Raw genomic sequence first — 26,241 nt, 5'->3', positions numbered from 1 at the left:
GGCGCGACTCGTTCGGGGTCAGATTACGCGACCAGCTTGCCGCGTCCCTAGATTTAGATCTACCGTCGGTGACGCGACGCACACGCTGCGGAATCCCGGGACCCCGGAAGCGCACCGCTCCGTCCTGCCATGACGGCTGCGGCAGGCCACCGCCCGCATCCGCCGCTCATCACCGTTACCTCTCTCAACTCGCCTCATGGAGCTGAGTCATGTCCGAAACCGGCATCACGACCGACCCCTGGGAGTACTGCCTCTCCATCCCCAACGATCCACGTGCCGTCACGGTCAGCCGTCGTACCCTCCGTCTGATCCTCACCCTGCACGGCCTGATCCGTCTGGTCGACGTGGCCGAACTGCTCGCCGCCGAGCTGGTTTCCAACGCCGTACGGCACACCAAGGGGCCCGCCGCGCTCCGTGTCCGCTGGTCGGCCGGTGTCCTGCGGATCGGGGCGTGGGACGCCGACCCCGCGCCGCCGGAGCCGCCCGTGCCCCTGGAGCAGGCCGCCGACCTGGAGGAGGGGCGGGGGCTGGCGCTGGTGCGGGCCTGTGCCGACCTGTGGGGGTGGCAGCCGCTGGCGAGGGAGGGCAACCGGGGCAAGGTCGTCTGGTGCGAGCTGGCCACCGCCTGACCGACAGGGCGGCGCGTCACCGGAAAAACGCCGCCGCGCACCGCCCGGCCTGCGGGCTTCCCGTCGGTGGCACTGTCACAGGTCTCCCTTAGGATCCGCGCATGTCGTTCACCTCCTCCGCGTCCTCGCTGCCGTCGCCCGACTTCGAGGTCGCCTCCGCCTTCCCCGAGGCCGTCCGACTGCGGCAGGACGCCGCCGCGGGGGACTGGGCCTCGGTGCGTCAGTACGTCGACTCCCTGCCGCAGGGCACCGACCGGTCCTTCGCGACCAGCGTGCTGGCCGAGATCCCGGGCGTCGAGCAGTCGTTGCGCGAGCTGGTCGCGGCCGATCCGGACGACGTGTTCGCCCTGACCGTGCTCGGCGCCCGTGAGATCGAGGCCGGCTGGGAGATCCGCACCGGAGCGCGTGCCAAGGACGTCAGCCGTGAGCAGTTCGCCGCCTTCCACGCGCATCTGCGGGAGGCCGAGAAACTGCTCATACGGGCCACCGCCCTCGACCCGTCCTACGACGCGGCCTGGGCCGAACGGCTCAACACCGCTCGTGGACTGGAGCTCGGGCAGAACGAGGCGCGGCGCCGGTACGACCGGCTGGCCGCCCATCATCCGCACCACTTCACCGGCCAGGCACGTCTGCTCCAGCAGCTGTGCCCCAAGTGGGGCGGAACCTGGCAGGCCGCCCACGGCTTCGCCCAGGAGTGCCTGCGGAACGCTCCGGACGGAGCGCTGAACGGCGGCCTGGTCGCGGAGGCGCACCTGGAACACTGGGCGGATCTGCGCACCAGTCAGGAACGCGCCGCGTACCTGCGGCAGCCCCATGTCCACGCCGAACTCGTCGAGGCCGCCGAGCGCTCGGTGCTCCATCCGGACTTCCGGCCCGCCCACGCCTATGGGTGGGTCACGGTCCAGGGATGCTTCGCCGCCCTCTTCTCGCTGATCGGGGACCGTGCACGGGCCGCCGTGCACTTCCGCGCGCTGGGCAACCTGGCCTCGGAGTACCCGTGGAGCTATCTGGGCAAGCCGGCCGACGCCTACGTCAAGTACCGCGACGCCGCCCTCGCCGGGGGCTGACGGCCCGCGCCACCGGGCACACCGGAGCCGCCCCCCTCGCGCCCATCAGGCACCCCCGGAGCCGCCGGGCACCCCTGACCTCGCCAACGTGACAAACACCCCGAACAGGGACCGACGATGAACCCACAGGCCACCGTCCGCCTCACCGAGACCGACGGCATACCCACCCTTTTCGCACAGGCCGCCGGACCGATGCGCGCCGGACTGGTCTTCCGCGTCGGCATCGCCGACGAGACGCTGGCCCGCGCCGGCGTCACCCACCTGGTGGAGCACCTGGCCCTGCACCGCCAGGGCCTGGCCGACTACCACTTCAACGGCGCCACCAAGGCCGCCTTCACCCACTTCCACGTGGAGGGCACCGAACACGAGGTGGTCGCCTACCTCCAGGGCGTCTGCGACTCCCTCACCGCTCTGCCCATGGAACGCCTGGAGACCGAGAAGGAGATCCTGCGCACCGAGGAGGCGCGGCGCGAGCTCCCTCTCCTGCCGCTGTGGCGCTACGGCGCCCAGGGATACGGTCTGGTCAGCTACCCGGAGTGGGGCGTGCGGAACCTGGGGCCGCAGGAGGTGGAGGCCTGGGCACAGACCTGGTTCACCCAGGGCAACGCCGTGCTGTGGGTCGCCGGTGAGCGCCTGCCGGAGGGGCTCACGCTCAAGCTGCCCGCCGGTCAGCGCCGTTCCCTGCCCGCCGTCACCTCCGCCCTTCCCACCACCCCCGCCTACTTCTCCGAAGGCACGGGCGGCGTGCTGCTGGACGCCGTCGTGACCGACAGCGCCGCCGCCCAGCTGTACGCGGGTGTCCTCGAGAGGGAGCTGTCCCGTGCCCTGCGCCAGGAAGGCGGCTTCTCGTACACGGCGGCAACCGACTGCACCGCGCGCCGTGACGGATTCGCCGTGGTGACGGCCTTCGCGGACGCCCTGCCGTCCAAGCAGGACGCGGTGCTCGGCGGCTTCGTCGACGTCCTCGCCGCGCTCCAGGTGGGCCGGATCGGCCAGGGTGACCTGGACGCGGTCCGCACCCGCGCCGACAGTGCGCTGACCGCGCCCGACGCGGCCGTACGGCGGCTGCCCGCCATGGCGGAGGACCTGCTCACCGGGCGGCCCCTGCGCACCCTCGACGAACTGCGCGCCGAGCTGCGGGCGGTGACGACCGAGGACGTGCACAAGGTGGCCCTGGAGGCGGCGGAAACGGCTCTGATGCAGGTGCCCGGTGGGCACAGCGCGGACTGGGCCGGGTACACGGCGGCCCCGACGGGCTCGCCGCACGCCGTGACCGGACGGCGGTTCGCCTCGAAGAGCAACGACGGCTCGGCGCTGATCGTGGGGGAGGAGGGGGTCAGCGTGACGGCGCGTGCGCAGGACGGCACGGAACGCGCGGTGACCGTGCTCTACCGTGCGTGCGCGGCCGTGCTGAGCTGGCCGGACGGCGGCCGCCGGTTCATCGGCACCGACGGCCTGATCGTCGACGTGGAGCCCAGTCTGTACGGCGTCGACGCACCCACCATGGCGGCCGTGGCCGCCGCCGTGCCGCCGGACGCGGTGGTGTGGCTGCCGCCCAGGGAGCAGCCGCCCGTGCCGAAACCGGGACCGGCCCCCGACGGAAGCGGCGCGGCCCACGCCGGCTCGTCGCAGCGGGCCGCGCTTCCCCGGCGGACCGTCCTTCAGACGGTGGCCGTGGTCGTCTTCGGGCTGCTCGGCGCTCTGTGCGCCTTCCTGGCTCTCTCGTTCACGGTCTTCGAGGCCGAGGATCCCGAGCTCAGCACAGGTGAGTGGATCGCCATCTCGGCCTTCCTGTGGGGGTTCACCGCCCTGGTGAGCTGGCCGGCCATCAGCATCCTGCGCCGCACCCGGCGGAGGTGACCGGTACAGGAGAGCCGGTACAGGAGAGGGGGCTGCCGTCACCGTCCGTACGGGTATCCGTACGCCGGTCCCTGGGCAGGCGCCGGGTGCACGTCCTGCGCCGGCCGCCGCCTGTCGAAGACGGCGAACAGCAGCATCGCCGTCGCCAGCAGCAGGGACAGCAGGACGACGATGCCCAGGACCGGATCGCCGTTGCCGTCGCTTCTGGAGGTGGCGAGCCCCCAGAAGAACGTCACGCACTCGTAGAAGGCGAATGCGGCGAACGCCCCCCAGTCCGAGCCCCGGCCGCGGCGGATCGCCACGTACAGGAACGGAACCCACACCAGCAGGCCCAGGGTGACCCACACCAGGGCCGACCAGGCGATCCGCTGGAGCCAGCCGGCCTCCAGGCGCTTTTCCATCTCCACCCCCAAGGCAGTGTGAGGGGCAAGATTAAGCCATCCGGGCGGCGCGGACGAACTCCGGTCAGGAAGCCTTCTTCAAGGACGCGACGATCCGCTCCGTCAGCTTCTTCGCCGTCGCCGCCCCGTTGTCGCGGCCGTCCGTCGACAGCACGCTGACGACGTTGGTGCCGACCCGGGCCGCGATGAGGGTCGTGCCGTTCTCCCAGGCCGGGTTCGTGAGGGTGATCGTGTAGGCGCCGTCGCCCAGGCCGGGCGTGGAGCGGCCGGTGACCTTCACCTTGGTGCTGGTGTCGGAGTCGGTGAAGCTCTCGCAGGCCGCGGCGGCCTTCTCCACTTCCTTCAGGACGGTCTCCGCCGTCGTGCCCCGGTAGGCGTCGATCTCCTGGGCGATCTGCTCGGAGGTGTTCTTGTTGATGTAGTCGTTCTGCGCGAAGGACACCCCGGTGATTCCGGTGATCTCTATCCAGGCGGTGCCGCCCAGCCTGGTGCAGTCGGGCTTGTCCGCCGGGGCCGTCGAGGGGGGTATGTAGGTGTCGCCGGTGTCCCTGGCCCCGCTCGGGTCGACGGCGAAGCCGGAGGGGAAGAACGACGCCGGGGCGAGGGCCTTCTTCAGCTGGGTGCCGGTGAGCAGACCGGCGTTCGGGTCCTTGGAGGGAGAGGAGGACGCCGTGGCCTTGGCCGACGTGTCGCCGGCCGCCGTGTCGTCGGACGAGCCGCAGGCCGCCAGGGTCAGGGGAAGCGCCGCCAGGACGAGGACACGGGCGGCGCGGGACGTGAAGTGCATGTGAGCTGCTGCTTTCTCGGGCTGGGCCGCGGATGGGGAGTGCCCAGTGGATCTTATGGGGCCCGAGCAGACCCGATGACGCCTGGGCCGCACCTGTGGCGATCACGGGCCGGCTCGGCGGGCCGCCGCCCGGCGGGACCGGGGCGGCGGTGCCCGAAGTCGCGGTGAATCGTTGGTCCAATGGCTTGGCCGGAGCACGGCCGCTGCCTACCATCGATCACCGCAAGACCTTGTGCACCACCGCACAAACTCCTCGGGAGGTTTCCTTGCACCGCCGCCGTCGCACCGCGCTTGTCCTGTCCGCCGCGATCGTTGCGGCGGCCCCTCTGCTCACTGCCTGCGGAAGCGACGCGCATCCCGGCGCGGCGGCCGTCGTCGGCGGACAGCGGATCACCGTGGCGCAGCTGCAGAACAGGGTGAACGAGGTACGTGAGGCGCAGCGGTCCGCGGTGGCCGACGAGGCGCAGTACCAGCAGGTCGTCGCCAGGACCGGCACTCTCACCCGGGACACCCTGCACCAGATGGTCCTCGACCGGGTGCTCGACCACGCCGCCGACAGCGCCGGCATCAAGGTCACCCGCCGCGAGGTCCAGCAGCTGCGCTCCGAGATGGAGCAGCGGACGGGCGGGGCCAAGGCACTGGAGAACGCCTGGCTGAACCAGTACGGGGTGCCGCCGCAGCGCCTCGACGAGAACCTGCGTCTGCAGCTGAAGGCGCAGAAGCTCGCAACCCGGCTGGGGACCGACACCAGCCAACCGGACTTCTGGAAGGCGCTGTCCAAGGCCTCCGCCGAACTGGACATCGACCTCAACCCGCGCTACGGCACCTGGGACAGCCGGCAGCCCAGCCGGGTGGAGGCGAAGACGCCGTGGCTGAAGGACGTCTCGGCCATCAGCTGATCCGGGGCTGATCCGGGGCCGACTCGAGGGCGACCAGCGCCGACCGGTGCCGGCCGGCTTCGACCCTGGTCGGCCCTGACCGACCCGGGCTGTCCCGGGGCGGTGTCGGCCTGGTGCGTTACGTTCGGAGCGTGAACACCACCAGCGCGACCACCCCCGAAACGGCCCCGGGCCGGATCGTCCTGCTCACCACCAGCCACCGGGTCGCCCCCGGACTGCTGTCCTGGCCCGCCTGGCAGGCGCTGCGCACGGCCGACCGAGTGCTGTGCGCGGACGGGGCGCATCCGCAGCTGCCGTACATACGGGAGGCCGGGGTGGCGGTCGACGAGGCGTCCCCGACCGCCGAGGAGCTGGTCGAGGCGTGCGCCGGCGGCCGTACGGTCGTGGTCGTGGCCACCGGCGAGGGCGAGCCCGCCCTGACCGACGGCCTGGCCCGCCTGGCCGGTTCCGGCCGGGTGAGGATGCCGGAGCTGGAACTGCTGCCCGCCTCCTACGACCTGCCGGGCGCCCGTCTGCTCGACCTCGTCCAGGTCATGGACCGCATCCGCGCCGAGTGCCCCTGGTCGTCGCAGCAGACCCACAAGGGCCTGGCGAAGTACGGCATCGAGGAGGCGTACGAGCTGGTCGAGGCGATCGAGGACGGCAGCCGGGAGGAGCTGCGCGAGGAGCTCGGCGACGTACTGCTCCAGGTGGTCTTCCACGCCCGTATCGCCGAGGAGGACCCCGAGGAGCCGTTCTCCATCGACGACGTGGCCGGCACCATCGTCGACAAGCTGATCCACCGCCACCCGCACGTCTTCGGCGAGGAAACCGCGAAGACCCCGGAGGAGGTCAGGGCGCACTGGCTGCGCACCAAGGCCGTCGAGAAGCGGCGCACCTCCGTCACCGAGGGCATTCCGCTCGGCCAGCCCGGCCTCGCCCTCGCGGCGAAGCTGGCGTCCCGGGTCCGCACGGCGGGGCTGGACGTTCCGCTGCCCCCCGTCGAGGGCATCGGCCACGACCTGCTGGCGCTGGCGGTCCGGGCCGAGGCGGAGGGCGTGGACCCGGAGGCGGCGCTCCGGGCGGCGGCACGGGCCTACCGGGACGCGATCCGGGCCGTTGAGGAACAGAAGGAGCGCAAGGGACTCAAGGTGCGCGAGGAGTTCGAGGAGCCCGAGGAGCCCGAGGAGTTCGAGGAGCCCGAGGAGTTCGAGGAGCCCGAGGAGTTCGAGGAGTCCGAGGGCTACGAGGAGAAAGGCGCCTGAGACCGATCAGGCCGATCGGGCCGGCCGAGGCGATCAGAGCCCGGCGGACGCACGAGCCGCGGGAACCCGCCCGGAAACGGCTGTGCGCCCCGAAGCCACAGCCCCGGGGCGCACGGCCGTCAGAGGCCGGCCCGATCGGTCAGGTCAGTGACCGGTAGCCGGACAGGCCCGAGCCGACGACATTGCCGCCGCCCTTGATCTGCGGGTAGAACAGCAGGTTCCCGGAGGCGTCGGTGGCCCAGACGGACGGCTGGCCGTCGCCCTGGACGTCCGGCACCGAGGTGACCAGCGGCCGGTTGGCCGGCGTCCAGGAGGTGCCGATCTGGACGCGGCCGGGGCCGTACCCCAGGCCCTCGCCGTTCGGACCCGTGCCGGCGTAGCGGTACAGGGCACCGTCGGTCGTGTCGCGGCCGATCATGTCGACGCGGCCGTCACCGGTGGCGTCGCCCGGTGCGAAGATCTCGAACCGCGACCAGCCGCCGTTGCCGATCAGCACGGGGGGCTGCTCCAGGTACTCGTCGAGATAACCGGACGGCGACCCGAAATACAGCCACAGCTGGTCGCCCTTCTTGACGAGCAGGTCGGGGTGGCCGGGGCGGTCGTCCGGGCCGATCGTGCCGTCGCCGTCGAGGTCGAGCGGGCCGTCGACGTCACCGATGGCGAGGATCTGGTCCGCGCCCTGCCAGTGGTCGTTCTCCGGCTCCCAGACGTTCAGCTCCCGCACGTTGGCCGGGTCGATCCCCCCGGTGCCGTCGTTGGCGTGGACCCACAGGCGGTCACGCTGCTCGGTCGCGTCGTGCTTGAGCAGGACCAGGTCCTCGAGGCCGTCGTCGGTCCAGTCGCCGCGCCGCGTGGTCTTCGCGTCCGCGTACTGCCCGCTCGCCGAGGCCGCCTGGGACGCCTTGACGGCCGTGCCGGTGCCGTCGCCGAAGTACCGCTGCAGGGTGCCGGTGCCGTCGACCGCCCACAGGTCGGGGTGGCCGTCGCCGTTGAGGTCGCCCGGCTTGTCGGGGACGGTGGCGCCGTTGACGTAGAAGAGGTAGGCCCGCAGGTCGGACTTGTTCTGTGCGCGGTCGACGCTGCGCACGTACAGGTAGTGCGCGCCCGCCTTGGTCGGGGTGAGCTCGATGGTCACAGTGCCGTTGAGCGTCGCCGGTGTGGCGGTGCGCACGGTCGGGTCCTGGGTGGACCAGTACTCGTAGGCGGCCACGTCCGTGGCGGCGCCGGGCGTGACGACGAACTGGCCCTTGGTGCGCACCGGGCTGGTGTTCACCGGCCAGCCGTCGTCACCGCTCGGGAACTGGACGGAGCTCACGGTGGGCGGGGTGCTCGGGCGCTCCGGGTCGAAGATGAAGCGGCAGCCGGGCGAGCTCTGGTTTGGCGTCCAGTCCGAGGAGAGGGAGCCGTCGCTCGCCTGCGCCCTCCACGAGAAGTTGCCGTCGGCCGTTTGGATGTGGGGAAGCAGTGTGCTCTTGGGGACCTTGAGCTTGGCGACCGCGCCCGAGGCGACCGACACGGTCTGGTTGACGATCAGGACACCGTTGGGATCGCTGTCGGGGTGGTGTCCGGTCGCCCACAGATGGAACCTGACGGTGACCGTGCCTCCGTCGGGGTCGCTGGCCGTGGCGGTCAGGTGGATGTCGGTGTCACCGATGTAGCCGTACGGGGCGGTGTCGCCGCAGCCCGCGCTGTTCCTGGTGCTGGGGATGGTGTCGAGCGCGGACGGCGCGGCCGGCGGGGTGTTGTACTCGGTGGAGAGGACCGCCGTGGAGGCGTCGAACTTCTTCCAGCCGTAGGTGTCGCTCTCGTTCGCCTTCAGGCCGAGGGTGATGGTGTTCCACTTGTTCGCCGAGGCCTTGGTGGCCGCGTCGAGTGTGGAGAACTCCAGGTTTCCGGCCGGGCAGGAGGACGACCAGCCCTTGGCGTCGGTGACGGTCGCCTGTGCCGTGCTCCACGACGGCTGGTTGTTCCAGGTCGTGGAGGAGCTGATGGCGCCGGTGAGGTGCAGGGTGACCGGCTTCTTGGTGCACGACCAGGAGTGCGTGTTCTTGATCCGGAACGTGGACTTCACGATCTTCTTGCCGTGCAGGTTCCGGGAGTCCATCGTGAAGAAGGACCGCCAGGTGGTGCCGTCCTGCGACTCGTAGCCGACCCGCGCGACATTGTCGGACTTGTTCCAGTACGCGGTGTTCGGGTAGTTCTTCGCGACGGCGGCCCAGTTGTTGCGGCCTCCGGAGACGTACGGGTCGATGTGCACCGGGTACACCGTGTCGGGCGAGGTGAGCAGATCCTCGTCCGGGGTGAGCTTCAGGGCGCCGTCCTCGACCCTGGCCGGCAGCGCGGCCTGCTTGGCGCCGACGGCCGGGTCGAAGCCGTTCGCCGCGGCGGCCTTCGCGCTCTGGGTCTTCCGCGGGGCGGCGAGTGCCTCGCCGGCCGAGCGCAGCGTGCTCGGCGCGGCCCCGTCGGGGGCGCCGGAGCTGTCCCACATGAGCGGGGTGGGCGCCGTGAAGACCTCCTGGCCCGCCGGGTTGACGGCGGTCAGGTTGCCGGCCTCGTCGGTGCGGGCCCGCACGCCGTCGGTCCTCAGGCTGTAGCTGAGCCTCCTGAGCTTGGGGTGGGCGGCGGCCTCGCGGGACTTGACGACCAGGACCTGCTGGAAGCCCGTGACGCTCGCACGCAGCTTGAGGTCGACGCCGGGCAGCACCTCGGGGTAGGTGGCGGTGTCGCCGTCGAGGACCGGCTCGGGAAGCGTGCCCGGCCAGCCCAGCGACATGCTGCGGCCGTCCCGGGTGATGGTGGCCATGGGGGCGTCGGCGGGTGTGCCGCCGCCGGAGAACTCGATGCCGACGGCGCTCGCCCGGGGACGCACGACGCCGTCCTTGCCCTTGACCAGGGTCGGGTCGGCCATGACCAGCCGCCCGTTCCGGCGGACGCGGATCGGGACGGCGTGGGTCTCCTGGGTGAAGGTGCCCTCGGGGTTGGCGAATGTGGTGGAGTACTCGGTGCGTTCCGAGACCACCTCCACTCGCCGTCCGGTGTCGGCGGCCTGTTTCAGGGCGCGCTCGGCCGGTGTCCGTTCCGCCTGCGGAATAATTCCTTCCGCGGCTGTCGACGATGTGGCGGGCAGGACTGCGCCCGCCAGGCCGGCAGCGATCGCGCAAGCGAAAAGCCGGCGTATTTCCCCCGGTCTGCGGCCGCGTGAAGGCGGTTGCTTTCTCAAAATTCTCCCCTCCCGAGACCCCTACCCGATGCTCTGACATGTAGTCAAGTAGGGGAACAACGACGCAGCTTGATGCCGTGTCGGACGGATCGGCAAAACGGCATAAGGGTAAACGCTCGCGCGCCCGGCTCGCCCTTCACCTTCACCTGATTACATGTCAGAAACTTTTCCCGGCCGTTGATCACGATTGCGTGGTAGTTCCTTTTATGTGCGCTTTATGTCGCGTAAAGCGCCAGTAATATGCCCCCGTTTTATTGAACGCAGACAGGGGGAGGAAGTGTTCAATCCCTTGGGCGTCGCGGTGGGGAAGCGGCGCAGAAAACCGCCCGTGACTCAGCGGCGGTGGATACGGGCGACGGCCGTCACCGGAGCGGCCGTCATGCTCGGCGGAATCCTGGGAACCGACATCGCGGCGGCGGCCGGGAAGCTGTCGCTGCCCCGGCTCGACGAGGTCAAACCGGTCCCGGTCTCCAAGGTGAGGGCCAAGAAGGCAGCCGGCCGTGACGACGCGGCCCGGGACGCCCGCAGGGGCGCGCCGAAGGTGAAGTGGCCCGAGGCCGCCACCGCCGAGGCCGAACTGCCCGAGCGGCGGGGAGCGACCCGGAGGGCGGGCACGCTGCCGGTCCTCGTCGGCCTTCCGGAAAGCGGCGGAAAGGTCAAGGCGGCCAAGGACACCGCGCCGCCCGAGAGCGCCGAGATACGGGTCCTCGACCGTGCGACCACGAAGAAGCTCGGCGTCGAGGGCGTCGTCCTCGCGGTGCGCGGCACCGGAGGCGGCGAGGACGGCCGGGTCCGCGTCACCCTCGACTACTCCGGCTTCGAGCACGCCTACGGCGCCGGCTGGGCCTCCCGGCTCTCCTTCGTCCGGCTGCCGGCCTGCGCGCTGGAGAGGCCGGACGACCCCACGTGCGCCCGGACCGAGCCGCTGGCCACCGACAACGACACGGACAGCCGGACCCTGACCGCCGACGTCCCCGTGGACGGCACGGCCGGACCGTCCGGCGACGCGGCGGGAGACGGCCCGAAGACCATGCTCGCCCCGGCCGCCGCCCCGGCCGCCGAGGGCGTCACCCTGCTCGCCGCGACGGCCGCCCCCTCCGGCGCCGGCGGCGACTACAAGGCCACCCCCCTCAACCCCTCGGGCCGCTGGACGGCCGGTTCCTCGTCCGGCGGCTTCACCTGGTCCTACGAGATCCAGACCCCCGAGACGCCCGGCGGCCTCGAGCCGGAGCTGTCCCTCTCCTACAACTCCCAGTCCCTGGACGGCCGTACCGCCGCCACCAACAACCAGGCCAACTGGGTGGGCGACGGCTGGTCGCTGACCGAGAACTACATCGAGCGCCGTTACACGTCCTGCAACGACGACAAGACCGGCGGCAACAACACCGCCAACAACGGTGAACTGTGCTGGCACAGCGACAACGCCACGATGTCCCTCGAGGGCCAGTCCCACGAGCTGGTCAGGGACGACGCCACCGGCACCTGGAAGCTCAAGGACGACGACGGCACCCGGATCGAGCGGCTGAAGGACACCGGCCGGGGCAACGGTGACAACGACGGCGAGTACTGGCGGATCACCACCACCGACGGCACCCAGTACTACTTCGGCTACAACCGGCTGCCCGGCTGGACGTCCGGCAAGCCGGAGACCGGTTCCACCTGGACCGTGCCGGTCTACGGCAACCAGTCCGGCGAGCCCTGCCACCAGACCGCCTTCGCGGACTCCTGGTGCACGCAGGCCTGGCGCTGGAACCTCGACTACGTCGTCGACACCAACGGCAACGCCACCGCCTATTACTACGCGTCCGAGACCAACCGCTATGCGCGCAACGCCAATGCCGCCACCGGCCTGGGCACCGTGACCGCGTACGAGCGCGGCGGACATCCGCTGCGCATCGAGTACGGTCTGCGCGCCGACAACGTCTACGGCACCGACGCGGCGATGGCGAAGGTGGAGTTCACCGTCGCCGAGCGCTGCCTGCCGGACGACTCCTTCGACTGCGCGCCGTCGAAGATGACCGCGGCCAACGCCAAGCGCTGGCCCGATGTGCCCGTGGACCAGTACTGCCGCGAGGGCGAGGACTGCAAGGGGAAGATCGCCCCGACGTTCTGGACCACCAAGCGGCTGACGAGGATCACCACCAAGGTGCTGGCCGGCGGCACCTACGCGCCGGTGGACAGCTGGGAGCTGCGTCACGAGCTTCCCGACCCGGGCGACGGCTCCACTCCCACGCTGTGGCTGGCGGGGATCACGCGCGCCGGTCACACCGCCGGCTCCCCGCAGAAGCTGCCCGAGGTCACCTTCCTCGGCCAGCAGCTCGCCAACCGCGTGGACACCACCGGTGACGGCATCCCGCCGATCGTGCGCTACCGGGTCCGCCAGGTGAACACCGAGACCGGCTCCGCCATCGACGTCACCTACTCGGAGCCCGAGTGCACCCCGGGCGACCTGCCCGCGGAGGCCACCAACACCAAGCGCTGCTACCCGGTGTACTGGTCGTCGGCCGACTCCCCGGCCGCCGACTACAAGCCGGTCAAGGACTGGTTCCACAAGTACGTCGTCACCCGCGTCCTGGAGAACGACCTCGTCGGCGGCTCCCCGGCCCAGCAGACCGACTACACCTATGTGGGCGGCGCGGCCTGGGCCAAGAGCGAGGACGAGCTCACCAGGCCCGAGCACCGCACCTACAGCGACTTCCGCGGCTACGGCGAGGTCCGCACCCAGGTCGGCAACGGCACCGACGGGCCCAGGCTGGACACCCGCACTCGTTACTTCCGCGGCATCGAGGGCGCGAAGGTCGCCGACTTCGAGGGCAACGAGGTCGACGACCACCCGGTCTTCGCCGGCATGGAGCGCGCCGAGGCCGAGTACGACGACGGCACGCTCATCAGCGAGAAGACCACCACCCCGTGGCGCAAGGGCCCCACGGCCAGCCGCGCCCGCCCCGGCCTGCCCGCGCTCGCCGCGTACATGACCGACGTGGCGGTGGAGACCACCCGCAGCCCGCTCAAGGGCGGAGGCTGGCAGCGGACCAGGTCGGAGCGGACCTTCGACGAGTACGGCATGCTCGCCTCGCAGACCGATCACGGCGACACCGCCAGGACCGGTGACGAGACGTGCACCACGATGACGTACGCCCGCAGCACCGGGGCCAACATCCTGGAGCTGGAGGCGTCGGAGAAGACCACGGCCGGCACCTGCGCGGACCCCGGTGAGCTGATCTCCGAGGAGCGCACGTACTACGACGGCTCCACCACGCTGGGCGCGGCACCCACCCGGGGCAACGCGACGCGTCAGGACGAGAACGACGACAAGGGCACGGGGTTCATCACCGTCGCCACCACGTCGTACGACGCCTACGGGCGGCCGGTGAAGGTGACCGACGCGCAGAACCGCGCCATGACCACCGAGTACACCCCGGCCACCGGGCTGCCGACCAGGATGGTCGTCACCAACCCGCTCGGGCACACGCTCACCACCGAGATCGACGCCAGGCGCGGTGTGCCGGTCGCCGAGATCGACGCCAACGGCAAGCGCACGGACATCGCCTACGACGCTCTCGGCCGGGTGACCAAGGTGTGGGAGCCGGGCCGCAGCAGGAGCCAGTACCCCGACTCCCCGAGCGCCGCGTACGAGTACCGCATCTCCCGCACCGAAGCACCCGCGATCACCACGCGGGAGCTGCGCGGCGACGGCTCGACGGAGACCAGCTACACGCTCTACGACGGTCTGCTGCGCGAGCGCCAGGTCCAGATGCCCGCGCTCGGCAGGTCCGGCCGGGTGCTCACCGAGACGCTCTACGACTCGCGCGGTCTGGAGTGGAAGGTCTACGACGACTACTACGCCACCGGTGACCCGGAGCCCGTCCTCGTGGCGGGCGACGACACCAAGGCGCCGGCGGCCGTCCGGACCGAGTACGACGGGGCGGGCCGCCCGACCACGGCGATCGCCCTGAAGTACGGCACCGAGACCCGCCGGGTCACCACGGTGTACGACGGCAACCACACCACCGTCATCCCGCCGAAGGGCGGCACGGCGCGGACCACGGTCACCGACGCGCTGGACCGTCCGATCGAGGAGATCGAGTACACCAACGAGGCCCGGACCGCCTCGCAGTCGACCACGTACGCGTACAACGCCCGGGGCCTGCTGGAGCGCGTCACCGACCCGGCCGGCACCGTGCGCACGTTCGCCTATGACGCGCGCGGCCGGGAGATCCGCATCGACGACCCGGACCAGGGCCGTACCACCTTCACCTACGACGTCCTGGACCGCCGGGTGTCCGCCACCGACGCCCGGGGCGTGACCCTGACGACGGTCTACGACGCGCTGGGCCGCATGACCGCCGTGAAGGAGGGGTCCACGCTCCGGTCCGAGTGGGTGTACGACACGGTCGCCAAGGGCGAACTCACCGAGGCCCGCCGGTATGTGGACGGGCAGGTCTACACGCACAGGGTCACCGGCTACACGGACGACTACCAGCCCACCGGCATGCAGGTCACCGTCCCCTCCGCGGCGGGCGCCCTGGCGGGCACGTACACCTGGGAGTTCGGCTACAACGACAAGACGGGGCTGCTGACCCGGATCGACCAGCCCGCCCTCGGCGACCTGCCCGCGGAGCGCGTGGTCACCCGCTACGACACGGACGACCAGGCCCAGGGCCTGACCGCGGGCGGCCGGATCCTGGTCAACTCGACCACGTACGACCCCTTCGGGCGGCCGTTGCGCACCGAGTACAACGACCAGCTCCGCCGCATCTACCGCAGCTGGTCCTACGACGAGCACACCGGTGAGCTGCTGCGTGTCACCACCGACCGGACGCAGGCGCCCCAGCGGGTCGACGACACGCACTACACCTACGACCTGGCCGGCAACATCAAGCGCATCAAGACGACCACCGGTCAGGGCGAGGAGCAGCAGACCGACACGCAGTGCTTCCTCACCGACGCGCTGCAGCGCCTGACCGAGGCGTGGACCGCGACCGACGACTGCGCGCAGGACCCGTCCCGGTCGACCGTCGGCGGTCCGCGGCCCTACTGGACGTCGTACACCTACGACGCCCTGGGCAACCGCACCAAGGAGGTCCACCACGACACCGGCGGCGACCCCGCCAAGGACACCGTGCGCACCTACACCTACGGCGGGCAGGGTGAGGGCAAGGGCGGCCCGAACGCCCTGACCTCGGTCGAGACGACCAGGGACGGGAAGACGGAGACCGACTCCTTCACCTACGACGAGACGGGCAACACCGTCACGCGCACGACGGGCGGCCGCGACCAGACCCTGACCTGGGACGCGGAGAACCAGCTCGCCAAGGTGGAGGAGCCGGGCAAGGCCACCACCGAGTACGTCTACGACACCAACGGTGAGCGTCTGCTCCGCAAGGACGGCGAGGGCACCACGCTCTACCTGCCCGGCGGCAACGAGCTGGTGCTCCAGCCGGACGGCAAGAAGACGGGGGTCCGCTACTACGACTTCGACGGGGAGACCGTCGCGGTGCGTACGGGCGGAGACCTGGAGTTCCTCTTCGGCGACCACCACGGCACGGGCACGACGGCGATCGACGCGACGACCCAGGAGGTCGTCCACCGCTGGCTCGACCCGTTCGGCGTCGAGCGGGGAGCGCTCTCCGGCACCTGGCCGGTGGACCGGGGCTTCGTCGGCGGCATCATGGACGGCACGGGCCTGACCCAGCTGGGCGCACGTGCCTACGACCCGGCGCTGGGGCGGTTCATCAGTGTGGACCCGCTGGTCGACTACACCGAGACCCAGCGGATCAACCCCTACGCCTACGCCAACAACAACCCGGTCACCTTCTCGGACCCGGACGGCCTCTTCTTCGGCAAGCTCAAGGACGCCTTCAAGAAGACCGTCAAGAAGGTCACGAACAAGGTGAAGACGACCGCCAAGAAGGTGGTTAAGACGGTCAAGAAGGTCGTCAAGACCGTCAAGCAGGTCGTCAAGAGAGTCGTCAAGAAGGTCAAAAGGGTTGTCAAGACGGTGGCGCGGACGGTCAAGAAGGTCGTCAAGCGCACCGTACGGGTAGTGAAGAAATACGCCCAGAAGGCCTACAAGGCCGCAAAACGCACCTATGCCAAGGTCAAGGCCAAGGCGAAAGCCGTGGCCAAGAAGGCCGTCTCGGTCGCCAAGAGGGCGGGGAAGGCCATAGGGGAAGGTGCCAAGAAGGCGTGGAAGGCGGCCACCAGTGAACGGGCCGCGGAGATCCTGGGCCATGTCAGCACCATCACCGGAACGCTCGCGGGCGTTGCGGCGATGATCCCCGGAGGCCAAGGAGCCGCCGGTGTCCTCGCCGCCGTCTCCGCAGGCACCGGCCTCGCGTCCGCCGGGATCTACGCCCTCAACGGCCAGCGTGACAAGGCGGGCACGCAGCTCGCCGGCACCATGGCGGCCATCATGCTGACCGGCGCCGGTTCCGCGGCCAACCTGATCAGGGGCAGCGGAGCCGTGGCGCGGGGATTCCGCGCGGCGGTCGGTGACGGCATGAACTGGACCGGTGTCTGGCTCGTCCGCAATGGGGCGACCGCGGTGGAGCGGGGGATAGGACAGGGGTCCATCGCCCTGAAGACCGCGGCTGCCAACATGGGCGGCTGGATCGGCCTGAAGGAGGAATTCTCCAAGTGATCACCTCTTGATCACCGTCGGCGAAGCCGCCGAAGCGGGGTGCCCGGAGATCTCCGGGCACCCCGCCCCCGCATCCTGGGAGGGGCCGCGGCCCCCTTCTGCATCTGATTCACCCATCGCATCACACAGTCGAGGACTCACACGATGTCTCACGCGTCCAGCGAGGTCGCCCTCGTGGCCTTCGTCGTCGGCATGGCCGTCTTCGCGCTCGTCTACTGCGCGGTCACCGTCAACTGGCGGCAGCGGGCACCCTTGGTGTGGATACTCCTCCCGCTCGCCGGCGGCATCGGCATCGGGCTGTTCAAGGGCGAGTCGCTCGACATGATCCTGTTCAGCCTCGGCGGAGCCATGGCCCTGCTCAGCCTGATGCTTCTCTTCCCGTGGGGGCGGCGCAAGGAGCTCAACCGGAGGAAGGCGGCCGGGGAGAAGATCGACTCCAAGGAGTACGAGCCCCCGTCCTGGGTCGTGGGGACCCTGCTGGTCGGCATCCTGGCCTGGACCGGCCTGTCCTTCGCCCTGTTCGGCGGGTGAGCATGACCGGGCCTCCCGGGAAGAGCCGGACAGACGGACCGGAGGAGAGCCTGTCCGTGCGCCTCGCCTGCGCCTTGCTGCCGTACCGGCCGAACGGGGAGAGAGTTCCCGTGAGCTACCTCGAGCACCGGCTGGGTATGTGCATGCCCATATATGGGCTGGGTGGGCCGGCTCTCGGGATTGTGGGGGCGCTGGACCGCTGGTGGCTGTTCGCCGTTCCGGCCGGCGTGGTGGGGGGGCGTGGCCTCGGTGCTCAGTGTGCTCATGGGCAAAGGACTTCTGGAGCTGCGCGGACGGCGCAGGCGTGCGGGGTAGCTTTTGATGGAGCGGCGTTCGTCCGGGGGAGCAGAGGTGTCCGGGGTTTCCGAAGAGAGGCCGAGCAGGAGCGGGGAAAGCCTCGCCGTGCGCGTCACGTGCAGCCTGTTGCCCTTCCGGCCGAACGGGACCGGGTACCGGTCAGCTACATGGAGCATCGCCTGGCCGGCGCGATCGTCGGCGTGACGCCCGTTGTGCTCGTCGTGGCCGTGCTCGCCGTGCTGCGGCGCGATTGGGCGGTCTTCCTTCCCACGGCGGTGCTGGGGATCACGGGATCGGTGTTCGTCGTTCTCATGGTGCAGGGGATGCGGACGCTGCGGAAGCGGCGTCGTGCCCGTGCGGAAGGGATGTGCCCGGGACTGCCGGATACCGTCGAGGAGTAGCCGAGCGGCCCGGCTTTCCGGCACCGCCTCGAACACTTCGTCCACGAGTTCGCTTTCTTACTGCCCTCCGTCCCGGAGAAGCCTGAAAGAACCTGGGGACAACCCCGGAAAACTTCAGAAGGTCCAGAAGAGAGGGAAACAGTGGCCCACCGTCCCGGAGCATTGAACGCCCCGTCCGAGGAACGGCTGGAGTTCCTGACGCCGGACCGGACGCGCACGCTGGTGTTCGTCGTCGTCTGCGTGGTGCTGGGTGCGTTCGGTCTGGCCCGGGTCGCGCTGGGGCACATGACGTTCGTCGAGACGCTGGGCATCGCCCTGCTCGCTCTGGCGCCTTTCCTTCTCAACGTGGCCTTCGGGAAGACCGTCGTGGATCAGGAAGGCATCCGCACGGGCCGCCCGCTGAGGAGGTGCTTCGTACCGTGGCCGGACATCGAGTCCGTCGCGGTGGAGGAGAAGGCCGGCCGCGGCTACGGCGCCCACCGGGTCCGCCTCCGTACCGGCCGCGGCCGTACCGTGTGGCTGGCTGCCCCCTATGTCGAGATCAGGTGCAGCGAGCAGCAGTACGCCCGCTTCTCCGAACAGGCCGACCGGATCATCCAGCGCTGGCACCAGGCCCGAGAACCGCGCTGAGGACTGTGACGGCCGGCCGGCGCGGGCGCGCGGCGCGGTCGGGTGAGGGAGCAGAGGTGACAGGTTCGGCGTGAGGGGGCCTGCGACCTGCGGCGCTCTCGGTCCGGCCCCCGCGAAGGCACGTGCCCGCGGCTGCCGGATACCGTCGAAGGGTGACCGACCAGCCTCACCCCTCCAGCACCGTCCCCGAAGCCCCCGAGCTGTTCACCTGGGAGTTCGCCGGCAACCCCTACCCCGCCTACGCCTGGCTGCGCGAGCACGCGCCCGTGCACTGGACGCGACTGCCCAGCGGGGTCGAGGCCTGGCTGGTCACACGGTACGCCGACGCCCGGCAGGCCCTCGCCGACAACCGTCTCTCCAAGAATCCGGCGCACCACGACGAGCCCGCCCACGCCCGGGGCAAGACCGGCATCCCCGGCGAGCGCAAGGCCGAGCTGATGACGCATCTGCTCAACATCGACCCGCCGGACCACACCCGTCTGCGCCGGCTGGTGAGCAAGGCGTTCACCCCCCGCCGCGTCGCCGAGTTCGCCCCCCGGGTGCAGGAGCTGGCCGACGGCCTCATCGACGCCTTCGCCGGGCGCGGCACCGCCGACCTCATCCACGAGTTCGCCTTCCCGCTGCCCATCTACGCCATCTGCGACATGCTCGGCGTCCCGCGCGAGGACCAGGACGACTTCCGTGACTGGGCGGGCATGATGATCCGGCACGGAAAGGGGCCCCGCGGGGGAGTGGCCCGCTCGGTGCAGATGATGCGCGGCTATCTCGCCGACCTCATCCACCGCAAGCGCCAGGCGCTGCCTCCCGAACCCGCCCCCGGCGAGGACCTCATCTCCGGTCTCATCCGCGCCTCCGACCACGGGGAGCACCTCACCGAGAAGGAGGCCGCCGCCATGGCCTTCATCCTTCTCTTCGCCGGCTTCGAGACCACCGTCAACCTCATCGGCAACGGCACCTACGCCCTGCTCACCCACCCCGAGCAGCGCGACCGGCTGCAGGCCTCCCTCGCCCGGCAGGAGACGGACCTGCTGGAGACGGCGGTGGAGGAACTCCTGCGTTACGACGGCCCCGTGGAGATGGCCACCTGGCGCTTCGCCACCCGGCCGCTCACCATCGGCGGGCAGGAGATCGCCCCCGGCGACCCGGTCCTCGTCGTCCTCGCCGCCGCCGACCGGGACCCGGAGCGCTTCACCGACCCCGATGTCCTCGACCTCGGCCGACGTGACAATCAACACCTCGGGTACGGGCACGGCATCCACTACTGCCTCGGCGCCCCGCTCGCCCGCCTGGAGGGCCGGACCGCCCTCGCCACCCTGTTCAACCGCCTCCCGGATCTTCAACTCGACGCGGAACCAAGCGATGTGCGCTGGCGCGGCGGGCTCATCATGCGAGGGCTGCGGACCTTGCCCGTGCGGTTCACTCCGCGCCCCCACGTCCGGACAGAGGCGGACAAGAGGCCGTGATCACGGTCTCCCCGGCCGCGTGACCGCGCTCATGGCGCACGCAAAGATGACGTGTGCTCAACTATGTGATCTGCATGTGATCTGCGCGGCATTGACTTGTGACAAGTGATCGACACCCGCTACCTTCACCCATCAACGTCGCGGTCACTCGGCCGGGTGAGCCGCCTCGGGATCGCTGCTGTCGGTTGAAAGGGCTCCGTATGCTCTCCGGGAATGGTCGTCATCGTCGCCCCCGTCAGGCTCCGGCTTTTCTCGTCGCCGCCGGAGTGACCGGGTCCGCCATCGCCATCCCGCTGATGGGTGCCTCCGGCGCCAGCGCGGCGGACGGTACCACGTGGGACAAGGTGGCGGAGTGCGAGAGCGGCGGCTCCTGGAGCGCCAACAGCGGCAACGGCTACTACGGCGGGCTGCAGTTCACGCAGGAGGACTGGGAGAAGTACGGCGGCCTCGACTACGCCCCGAGCGCCGACCAGGCCAGCCGGTCCCAGCAGATAGCCGTGGCCGAGAAGATACTCGCCGACCGGGGCCCCGAGGCCTGGCCGAACTGCGGGCCGGCCTCCGGGCTCGTCAAGGAGTCCGCCGCGGCGAACGTCGACACCGGTGTGGGGAACGGTACGTCCGGATCCTCCGCCTCGCCCGAAACGCCCGCCCCCGCCCTGTCGGGCGGTCTCGGCCTGTCCAACCCCGCGCAGGGGGCGAGTGATTCGCCCGAGTCGTCCAGCTCGCCTGATTCGTCCACTCCGTCTGCTTCGCCCTCCACTACGCCCGAGCCGGCGAACTCGCCGAGCGCGACTCCGGCACAGCCGTCCTCCTCGGCCTCCCCGTCCGGCACGGAGAAGGAGCCGGCCGGGCCCGAGGCCTCGCCCGAGGAGAAGGTGGTCATTCCCGCACTTCCCAGCTTCCTTCCTCCCATTGCTCCCGAATTGGGCTACGCGGGCGGCCCCGTGTACGTCGAGGGCGATTCGGCACTGGTCGACACCGGCACGCTCGACGCCGGCGGCTCCGCCTCGGGCGGCGGCAACGATGTGCGCACCAACTCGGCCGCCCCCTCCACTGCCGGCCACTACGGCTCCTCCCCCGAGTCCAACGCCGACTACTACGGCCTCCAGGGCGGCTGGGGCGTGCCGTACGGCGCGAGCCGGTAGACGGCCGGCGCCGGCCTGCCCGGCCTCACCGTCGGTCAGATCCCGGACATCCCTGTCGAAACCTCCTGAAAGGGGCAGGAGTTCATGCCCGCACTTTCGTCGAATGTCTTTTTCGGTGAAAGTGTGGGATGAGTCTCACAAGCCCCGATCGTCTTTGAATTCGGCAGAACGCGTGTCTACGGTCATGACCGCTCGCCACCGCGAGCCCCGGCTGCCGCGAACGCCGAATCCTGCCGCCGGCAGCCCGGGAACGGTCGTCGCGTCAAGCGCCGCGGGCAGGAGCGGGGGACCCAAGGTAAGTGCCGCTGCGGACTGTTGACGGAGCGGCTTGGGGTGAAGCCGTGCCCTGCGCAAGCCGTGCCTTGTGCGGGAAGCACGGCCGGGCAACCCAACCGGCCCGAACCCGACAGCTCACCTCGCAGGCGTCGGTGAGGGGATCCCGTCATGCTGTTCTCCGGCAAGGGCAGACACCGTCGCCCGTCCAGGCCCACCCGTGCCGTCAGGCTCGCCGGCGTCACCGGCGCCGCCGTCGCCGCGCCGCTGCTGGCCTCCGGCAACGCCTCCGCCGCCACCGCCTCCGAGTGGGAGGCGGTCGCCCGGTGCGAGTCCGGCGGCAACTGGTCCATCAACACCGGCAACGGCTACTACGGCGGCCTGCAGTTCGCCGCCTCCACCTGGGCCGCGTTCGGCGGCACCGCCTACGCCCCGCGCGCCGACCTGGCCACCAAGGAGCAGCAGATGGCCGTCGCCGAGAAGGTCCTCGCGGTCCAGGGCAAGGGCGCCTGGCCGGTCTGCGGCAAGGTGCTCTCCCGCACCCCCTACAACGGCGGCGCCTCTTCCGGTGCCGGCTCCCAGGGCAGCGGCTCCGGCGGCTCCGCGAAGAGCGGCACCACCAAGCGCTCGGCCGAGCAGCGGGCCGACCGCTCGGCGGCGCGTCCGGCCCCGCACAAGCAGGCTCCTCACAAGCAGGCTCCTCACAAGCAGGCCCCGCGGAAGAAGGCCGTCACCGCCCCGGCCGGCAAGAAGGTCGAGAAGGGCGACGGCGAGTACGAGGTGGTCCCCGGCGACACCCTCAGCGCCATCGCCGAGCGGTACGGCGTCAGGGGCGGCTGGCCGAAGCTGTTCGAGCTGAACAAGGACATCATCGACGACCCCGACCTCATCTACCCGGGCCAGCTGCTGCACCTGAGGTGACCGGCCCGCACCTGAGGTGACCGGCCCCGTCCCCGCGGACTCCCGCCCCGGTGAGCGTCGTCCCCCGTGCACACCGGGGCGGGGCTCGTTTCCGTCCCCCTGTGTGTCCCCCTGTTTGTTCCGAAGGGAAACAAAGGGTACCGTCAGCCTGCCCCCGCCTGTCCAAGGGACGGTCGGTCGGCCGGTCGGCGGCCCCGGACGGATAGGCTCTAGGCGCAAAGACCCACACGCCCCGCACTTCAAGCGTCATATCCACGAAGGAGATGCTCGTGCCGTCCATCGACGTCGTCGTAGCCCGGGAAATCCTGGACTCCCGAGGCAACCCCACGGTCGAGGTCGAGGTCGGCCTCGACGACGGCAGCACGGGTCGTGCCGCCGTTCCGTCCGGCGCCTCCACCGGCGCCTTCGAGGCCATCGAGCTGCGCGACGGCGACCCCAACCGCTACCAGGGCAAGGGTGTCGAGAAGGCCGTTCTCGCCGTGATCGAGCAGATCGGCCCGGAGCTCGTCGGCTACGACGCCACCGAGCAGCGCCTGATCGACCAGGCCATGTTCGACCTGGACGCCACCGACAACAAGGGCTCGCTGGGCGCCAACGCCATCCTCGGAGTCTCCCTTGCCGTCGCGCACGCCGCCGCCGAGGCGTCCGACCTGCCGCTCTTCCGCTACCTGGGCGGCCCCAACGCGCACCTGCTGCCGGTGCCGATGATGAACATCCTGAACGGCGGCTCGCACGCCGACTCCAACGTGGACATCCAGGAGTTCATGATCGCCCCGATCGGCGCGGAGTCCTTCTCCGAGGCCCTGCGCTGGGGCGCCGAGGTCTACCACACCCTGAAGAAGGTCCTGAAGAGCAAGGGCCTGTCCACCGGCCTCGGCGACGAGGGCGGCTTCGCCCCGAACCTCGGCTCCAACCGCGAGGCCCTCGACCTCATCCTCGAGGCGATCAAGGAGGCCGGCTACACCCCCGGTGAGCAGATCGCCCTCGCCCTCGACGTCGCCGCCTCCGAGTTCCACAAGGACGGCTCCTACGTCTTCGAGGGCAAGGAGCGCTCGGTGGCCGACATGATCTCCTACTACGAGGAGCTGGTCGCCGCCTACCCGCTGGTCTCCATCGAGGACCCGCTGTTCGAGGACGACTGGGAGGGCTGGAAGACCATCACCGCCAAGCTCGGCGACAAGGTCCAGCTCGTCGGCGACGACCTGTTCGTCACCAACCCCGAGCGTCTGGCCCGCGGCATCGAGGAGGGCGCCGCCAACGCCCTGCTGGTCAAGGTCAACCAGATCGGCTCGCTGACCGAGACCCTGGACGCCGTCGAGCTGGCCCAGCGCAACGGCTACAAGTGCATGATGTCCCACCGCTCCGGCGAGACCGAGGACGTCACCATCGCCGACCTGGCCGTCGCCACCAACTGCGGCCAGATCAAGACCGGTGCCCCGGCCCGCTCCGAGCGCGTGGCCAAGTACAACCAGCTGCTGCGCATCGAGGAGATCCTGGACGACGCGGCGGTGTACGCGGGCCGCAGCGCGTTCCCCCGCTTCCGCCCCTCGAACTGACGGGCCCAGCAGGGACCGGGCCGCACCAGGGCACGGTCTGAGCCAGTCGTGAGCCAGTCGTCCGTACGTCCCCGTACCCGGTCCCGTACCGTGTGCGGGGACGTACGCACATGTGGGCGGCATCAAGGAGCATGAACGGGAGGCGGGGACGATGGCCGTCAAGGACCGGGACCGGTTCTCCACCGCGACCAGGCTCAGACTGCTCGGCGAGCAGACCGCGGCCCGCGTCTACCGTTCACAGACCCGGCGCCAGGCCCGCCGCTCCCGGCTCACCGGCCGTGCGGCGCTGCTCGCGCTGGTGGTGTGCTCGCTGGTGGTCGCCCTGGCGTACCCGATGCGGCAGTACCTCTCCCAGCGCGCCGACATCGCTGAGCTCGAGCGGCAGAAGCGGCAGGCCCAGCAGCGGGTGGAGGAACTGCGCGACCTCAAGGCACGCTGGCAGGACGACGCCTACGCCGAGCAGCAGATCCGCAAGCGGCTGCACTATGTCAGGCCCGGGGAGATCGGCTATGTCGTGACCGACCCGAGCCGGGCCAGGCAGTCCCGCCCCGAGCGGAGCACGGCCCGCCGCCCCTGGTACGCCCATGTCTGGGACGGCGTCGACAAGTCCGACGCCTCCGGCCAGTGAACCCACAGAGAGACGTAGACAAGGCATGCACACCCCACCGCCGCCCACCCCGCGCACCGAACCCACCGAGGCGGACGTAGAGGCCTGCACGCGGCAGCTCGGGCGGCCGCCGCGCGGACTGCGCGCGATCGCGCACCGCTGCCCCTGCGGGCAGCCGGACGTCGTGGAGACGGCCCCGCGGCTGCCCGACGGCACGCCCTTCCCGACGCTGTACTACCTGACGTGCCCGCGCGCCGCCTCGGCCATCGGCACGCTCGAGGCCGGCGGGGTGATGAAGGAGATGACCGCGCGGCTGGCCACCGACCCCGAGCTGGCGGCGGCGTACCGGGCGGCGCACGAGGACTACATCCGGCGCCGGGACGAGATCGAGGAGCTGACCGGCTTTCCGAGCGCGGGCGGTATGCCGGACCGGGTCAAGTGCCTGCACGTCCTGGTCGCCCACGCGCTGGCCGCCGGCCCCGGGGTGAACCCGCTCGGCGACGAGGCCCTCGCGATGCTGCCCGAGTGGTGGCGCAAGGGCCCGTGCGTGACGGTGCCCGAGAAACGCGAAGAACCCGCAGAGCACGCAGAACCCATGGAGCGCGCAGAGCACGCGGAGCGCGCTGAGGCCGAGGACCGCGAGGAACAGAAGGAGAACGGGCAGTGACGCGGGTCGCCGCCATCGACTGCGGTACGAATTCCATCCGGCTGCTCGTCGCGGACGTGAACCCGGACACCGGCGAACTCGTCGACCTGGACCGCCGGATGACCATCGTGCGGCTCGGCCAGGGCGTGGACCGCACCGGCCGGCTCGCTCCCGAGGCGCTCGAGCGGACCTTCGCGGCCTGCCGCGAGTACGCCGGGATCATCAAGGAGCACGGCGCCGAGCGGCTGCGTTTCGTGGCCACCTCCGCCTCGCGGGACGCCGAGAACCGTCAGGAGTTCATCGACGGGGTGATGGACCTCCTCGGTGTCGAGCCGGAGGTGATCTCCGGCGACCAGGAGGCGGAGTTCTCCTTCACGGGCGCCACCAAGGAGCTGGCGAGGCGCACGGATCTCGCCCGGCCCTTTCTGGTGGTGGACATCGGCGGTGGCTCGACGGAGTTCGTCGTGGGCGACGACCATGTGCGCGCGGCCCGCTCGGTGGACGTGGGCTGCGTCCGGATGACCGAGCGCCACCTGGTACGGGACGGCATGGTCGCCGACCCGCCCGCCGAGGAGCAGATCGCCGCCATGCGGGCCGACATCGAGGCCGCGCTCGACCAGGCCGAGGAGACGGTCCCGCTGCGCGAGGCGCGCACGCTGGTGGGCCTGGCCGGCTCGGTGACGACGGTGTCGGCGATCGCCCAGAACCTGCCCGCGTACGACTCGGCGGCCATCCACCACTCCCGTGTCTCCCTCGACCGCGTCCGCCAGATCACAGGAGAGCTGCTCCGCTCCACGCACGCCGAGCGCGCGGCCATCCCGTCCCTGCACCCGGGCCGTGTCGACGTCATCGGCGCGGGCTCCCTGGTCCTGTTGGCGATCATGGAGCGCATCGGTGCGCGGGAGGTCGTCGTCAGCGAGCACGACATCCTCGACGGGATAGCTCACAGCTGCGCCGCCGAGGCACGCTGAGGGATACCACCGGGCGGTGCCGCTGCGCCGCCCGGTGAGGCGGAAGGCGT

At 70.7% G+C, this 26,241-nt stretch carries 19 protein-coding genes and 1 riboswitch; of the genes, 16 read left to right on the top strand and 3 right to left on the bottom strand.

Going from position 1 to position 26,241, the window contains the following annotated elements:
* Window positions 1-209 precede the first annotated feature (209 nt).
* From ABD224_RS07110 to ABD224_RS07100, 3 genes are all read left to right on the top strand, one after another.
* Complete coding sequence (locus ABD224_RS07110; RefSeq protein WP_344048023.1) at window positions 210-629, top strand: ATP-binding protein; 420 nt, start codon at window positions 210-212, stop codon at window positions 627-629.
* 101 nt (window positions 630-730) lie between these two features.
* Window positions 731-1,696: a tetratricopeptide repeat protein gene (locus tag ABD224_RS07105; protein WP_344048021.1), complete on the top strand. Its 966-nt coding sequence runs from the start codon at window positions 731-733 to the stop codon at window positions 1,694-1,696.
* 117 nt (window positions 1,697-1,813) lie between these two features.
* On the top strand, window positions 1,814-3,556 hold the full coding sequence (locus ABD224_RS07100) for a peptidase M16 family protein (protein ID WP_344048019.1): 1,743 nt from the start codon (window positions 1,814-1,816) through the stop codon (window positions 3,554-3,556).
* A gap of 38 nt (window positions 3,557-3,594) precedes the next feature.
* Here ABD224_RS07100 and ABD224_RS07095 read toward each other — a convergent pair whose 3' ends face one another.
* Entirely contained in the window at window positions 3,595-3,957 is a 363-nt protein-coding gene (locus ABD224_RS07095) for a hypothetical protein (RefSeq protein WP_344048017.1), read from the bottom strand.
* Window positions 3,958-4,021: 64 nt separating this feature from the next.
* Window positions 4,022-4,744 carry a hypothetical protein gene (locus tag ABD224_RS07090; protein WP_344048015.1) on the bottom strand — a complete coding sequence of 241 codons (723 nt, stop codon included), beginning with the start codon at window positions 4,742-4,744 and terminating at the stop codon, window positions 4,022-4,024.
* A 266-nt stretch (window positions 4,745-5,010) separates the two neighbouring features.
* Here ABD224_RS07090 and ABD224_RS07085 point away from each other — a divergent pair, with 266 nt between their 5' ends.
* Window positions 5,011-5,643, top strand: a complete 633-nt coding sequence (locus ABD224_RS07085) for a SurA N-terminal domain-containing protein (RefSeq protein ID WP_344048013.1) — start codon at window positions 5,011-5,013, stop codon at window positions 5,641-5,643.
* Window positions 5,644-5,774: 131 nt separating this feature from the next.
* Window positions 5,775-6,887, top strand: coding sequence for a nucleoside triphosphate pyrophosphohydrolase (locus ABD224_RS07080; protein WP_425580926.1), 1,113 nt, complete (start codon window positions 5,775-5,777; stop codon window positions 6,885-6,887).
* Window positions 6,888-7,026: 139 nt separating this feature from the next.
* On the opposite strand, the gene ABD224_RS07075 is transcribed toward ABD224_RS07080, so the two are convergent.
* A complete protein-coding gene (locus ABD224_RS07075) occupies window positions 7,027-9,906 on the bottom strand; it encodes an FG-GAP-like repeat-containing protein (protein WP_344048011.1) in 2,880 nt (959 codons plus the stop codon).
* Window positions 9,907-10,435: 529 nt separating this feature from the next.
* Between ABD224_RS07075 and ABD224_RS07070 the strand changes: the two genes are divergently transcribed.
* The 11 genes from ABD224_RS07070 (at window position 10,436) to ABD224_RS07020 (ending at window position 26,191) form a co-directional block, all read left to right on the top strand.
* Window positions 10,436-16,750 carry an RHS repeat-associated core domain-containing protein gene (locus ABD224_RS07070; RefSeq protein ID WP_344048008.1) on the top strand — a complete coding sequence of 2,105 codons (6,315 nt, stop codon included), beginning with the start codon at window positions 10,436-10,438 and terminating at the stop codon, window positions 16,748-16,750.
* 144 nt (window positions 16,751-16,894) lie between these two features.
* Complete coding sequence (locus ABD224_RS07065) at window positions 16,895-17,281, top strand: hypothetical protein (RefSeq protein WP_344048006.1); 387 nt, start codon at window positions 16,895-16,897, stop codon at window positions 17,279-17,281.
* Window positions 17,282-17,745: 464 nt separating this feature from the next.
* On the top strand, window positions 17,746-17,979 hold the full coding sequence (locus tag ABD224_RS07060; RefSeq protein ID WP_344048004.1) for a hypothetical protein: 234 nt from the start codon (window positions 17,746-17,748) through the stop codon (window positions 17,977-17,979).
* A gap of 162 nt (window positions 17,980-18,141) precedes the next feature.
* Complete coding sequence (locus ABD224_RS07055) at window positions 18,142-18,609, top strand: PH domain-containing protein (RefSeq protein WP_344048002.1); 468 nt, start codon at window positions 18,142-18,144, stop codon at window positions 18,607-18,609.
* 152 nt (window positions 18,610-18,761) lie between these two features.
* Window positions 18,762-20,072 (top strand): cytochrome P450 family protein, encoded by a 1,311-nt coding sequence (locus ABD224_RS07050; protein WP_344048000.1) that lies wholly within the window; start codon window positions 18,762-18,764, stop codon window positions 20,070-20,072.
* Window positions 20,073-20,338: 266 nt separating this feature from the next.
* The gene (locus tag ABD224_RS07045) at window positions 20,339-21,217 is read left to right on the top strand and encodes a transglycosylase family protein (RefSeq protein WP_425580925.1); all 879 of its coding nucleotides are present in this window, start codon (window positions 20,339-20,341) and stop codon (window positions 21,215-21,217) included.
* A gap of 257 nt (window positions 21,218-21,474) precedes the next feature.
* Window positions 21,475-21,657: riboswitch (cyclic di-AMP (ydaO/yuaA leader) on the top strand.
* A gap of 4 nt (window positions 21,658-21,661) precedes the next feature.
* Window positions 21,662-22,411, top strand: coding sequence for a transglycosylase family protein (locus ABD224_RS07040; protein ID WP_344047996.1), 750 nt, complete (start codon window positions 21,662-21,664; stop codon window positions 22,409-22,411).
* A gap of 269 nt (window positions 22,412-22,680) precedes the next feature.
* Window positions 22,681-23,967 (top strand): phosphopyruvate hydratase, encoded by a 1,287-nt coding sequence (gene eno, locus ABD224_RS07035; RefSeq protein WP_086791429.1) that lies wholly within the window; start codon window positions 22,681-22,683, stop codon window positions 23,965-23,967.
* Window positions 23,968-24,118: 151 nt separating this feature from the next.
* Window positions 24,119-24,595, top strand: a complete 477-nt coding sequence (locus ABD224_RS07030) for an FtsB family cell division protein (RefSeq protein ID WP_344048064.1) — start codon at window positions 24,119-24,121, stop codon at window positions 24,593-24,595.
* 25 nt (window positions 24,596-24,620) lie between these two features.
* A complete protein-coding gene (locus ABD224_RS07025) occupies window positions 24,621-25,241 on the top strand; it encodes a DUF501 domain-containing protein (protein WP_344047992.1) in 621 nt (206 codons plus the stop codon).
* Window positions 25,238-26,191, top strand: a complete 954-nt coding sequence (locus ABD224_RS07020; RefSeq protein ID WP_344047989.1) for a Ppx/GppA phosphatase family protein — start codon at window positions 25,238-25,240, stop codon at window positions 26,189-26,191. The genes ABD224_RS07025 and ABD224_RS07020 overlap by 4 nt, the downstream gene beginning before the upstream one ends.
* Window positions 26,192-26,241: the final 50 nt, after the last annotated feature.

Source organism: Streptomyces thermoalcalitolerans, from assembly GCF_039525155.1.
Lineage (GTDB): Bacteria > Actinomycetota > Actinomycetes > Streptomycetales > Streptomycetaceae > Streptomyces > Streptomyces thermovulgaris.
Note: the sequence above shows the minus strand (reverse complement) of the source record. Positions and strands in the feature narration are given on the sequence as shown.

Bases quoted from the DNA above. Each gene is read 5' to 3' on its own strand.
- ABD224_RS07090 (WP_344048015.1), bottom strand. From the start codon at position 4,744: ATGCACTTCACGTCCCGCGCCGCCCGTGTCCTCGTCCTGGCGGCGCTT.
- ABD224_RS07040 (WP_344047996.1), top strand. From the start codon at position 21,662: ATGCTGTTCTCCGGCAAGGGCAGACACCGTCGCCCGTCCAGGCCCACC.
- ABD224_RS07030 (WP_344048064.1), top strand. From the start codon at position 24,119: ATGGCCGTCAAGGACCGGGACCGGTTCTCCACCGCGACCAGGCTCAGA.
- ABD224_RS07025 (WP_344047992.1), top strand. From the start codon at position 24,621: ATGCACACCCCACCGCCGCCCACCCCGCGCACCGAACCCACCGAGGCG.
- ABD224_RS07095 (WP_344048017.1), bottom strand. From the start codon at position 3,957: ATGGAAAAGCGCCTGGAGGCCGGCTGGCTCCAGCGGATCGCCTGGTCG.
- ABD224_RS07060 (WP_344048004.1), top strand. From the start codon at position 17,746: ATGGAGCATCGCCTGGCCGGCGCGATCGTCGGCGTGACGCCCGTTGTG.
- ABD224_RS07105 (WP_344048021.1), top strand. From the start codon at position 731: ATGTCGTTCACCTCCTCCGCGTCCTCGCTGCCGTCGCCCGACTTCGAG.
- ABD224_RS07100 (WP_344048019.1), top strand. From the start codon at position 1,814: ATGAACCCACAGGCCACCGTCCGCCTCACCGAGACCGACGGCATACCC.
- ABD224_RS07110 (WP_344048023.1), top strand. From the start codon at position 210: ATGTCCGAAACCGGCATCACGACCGACCCCTGGGAGTACTGCCTCTCC.
- ABD224_RS07065 (WP_344048006.1), top strand. From the start codon at position 16,895: ATGTCTCACGCGTCCAGCGAGGTCGCCCTCGTGGCCTTCGTCGTCGGC.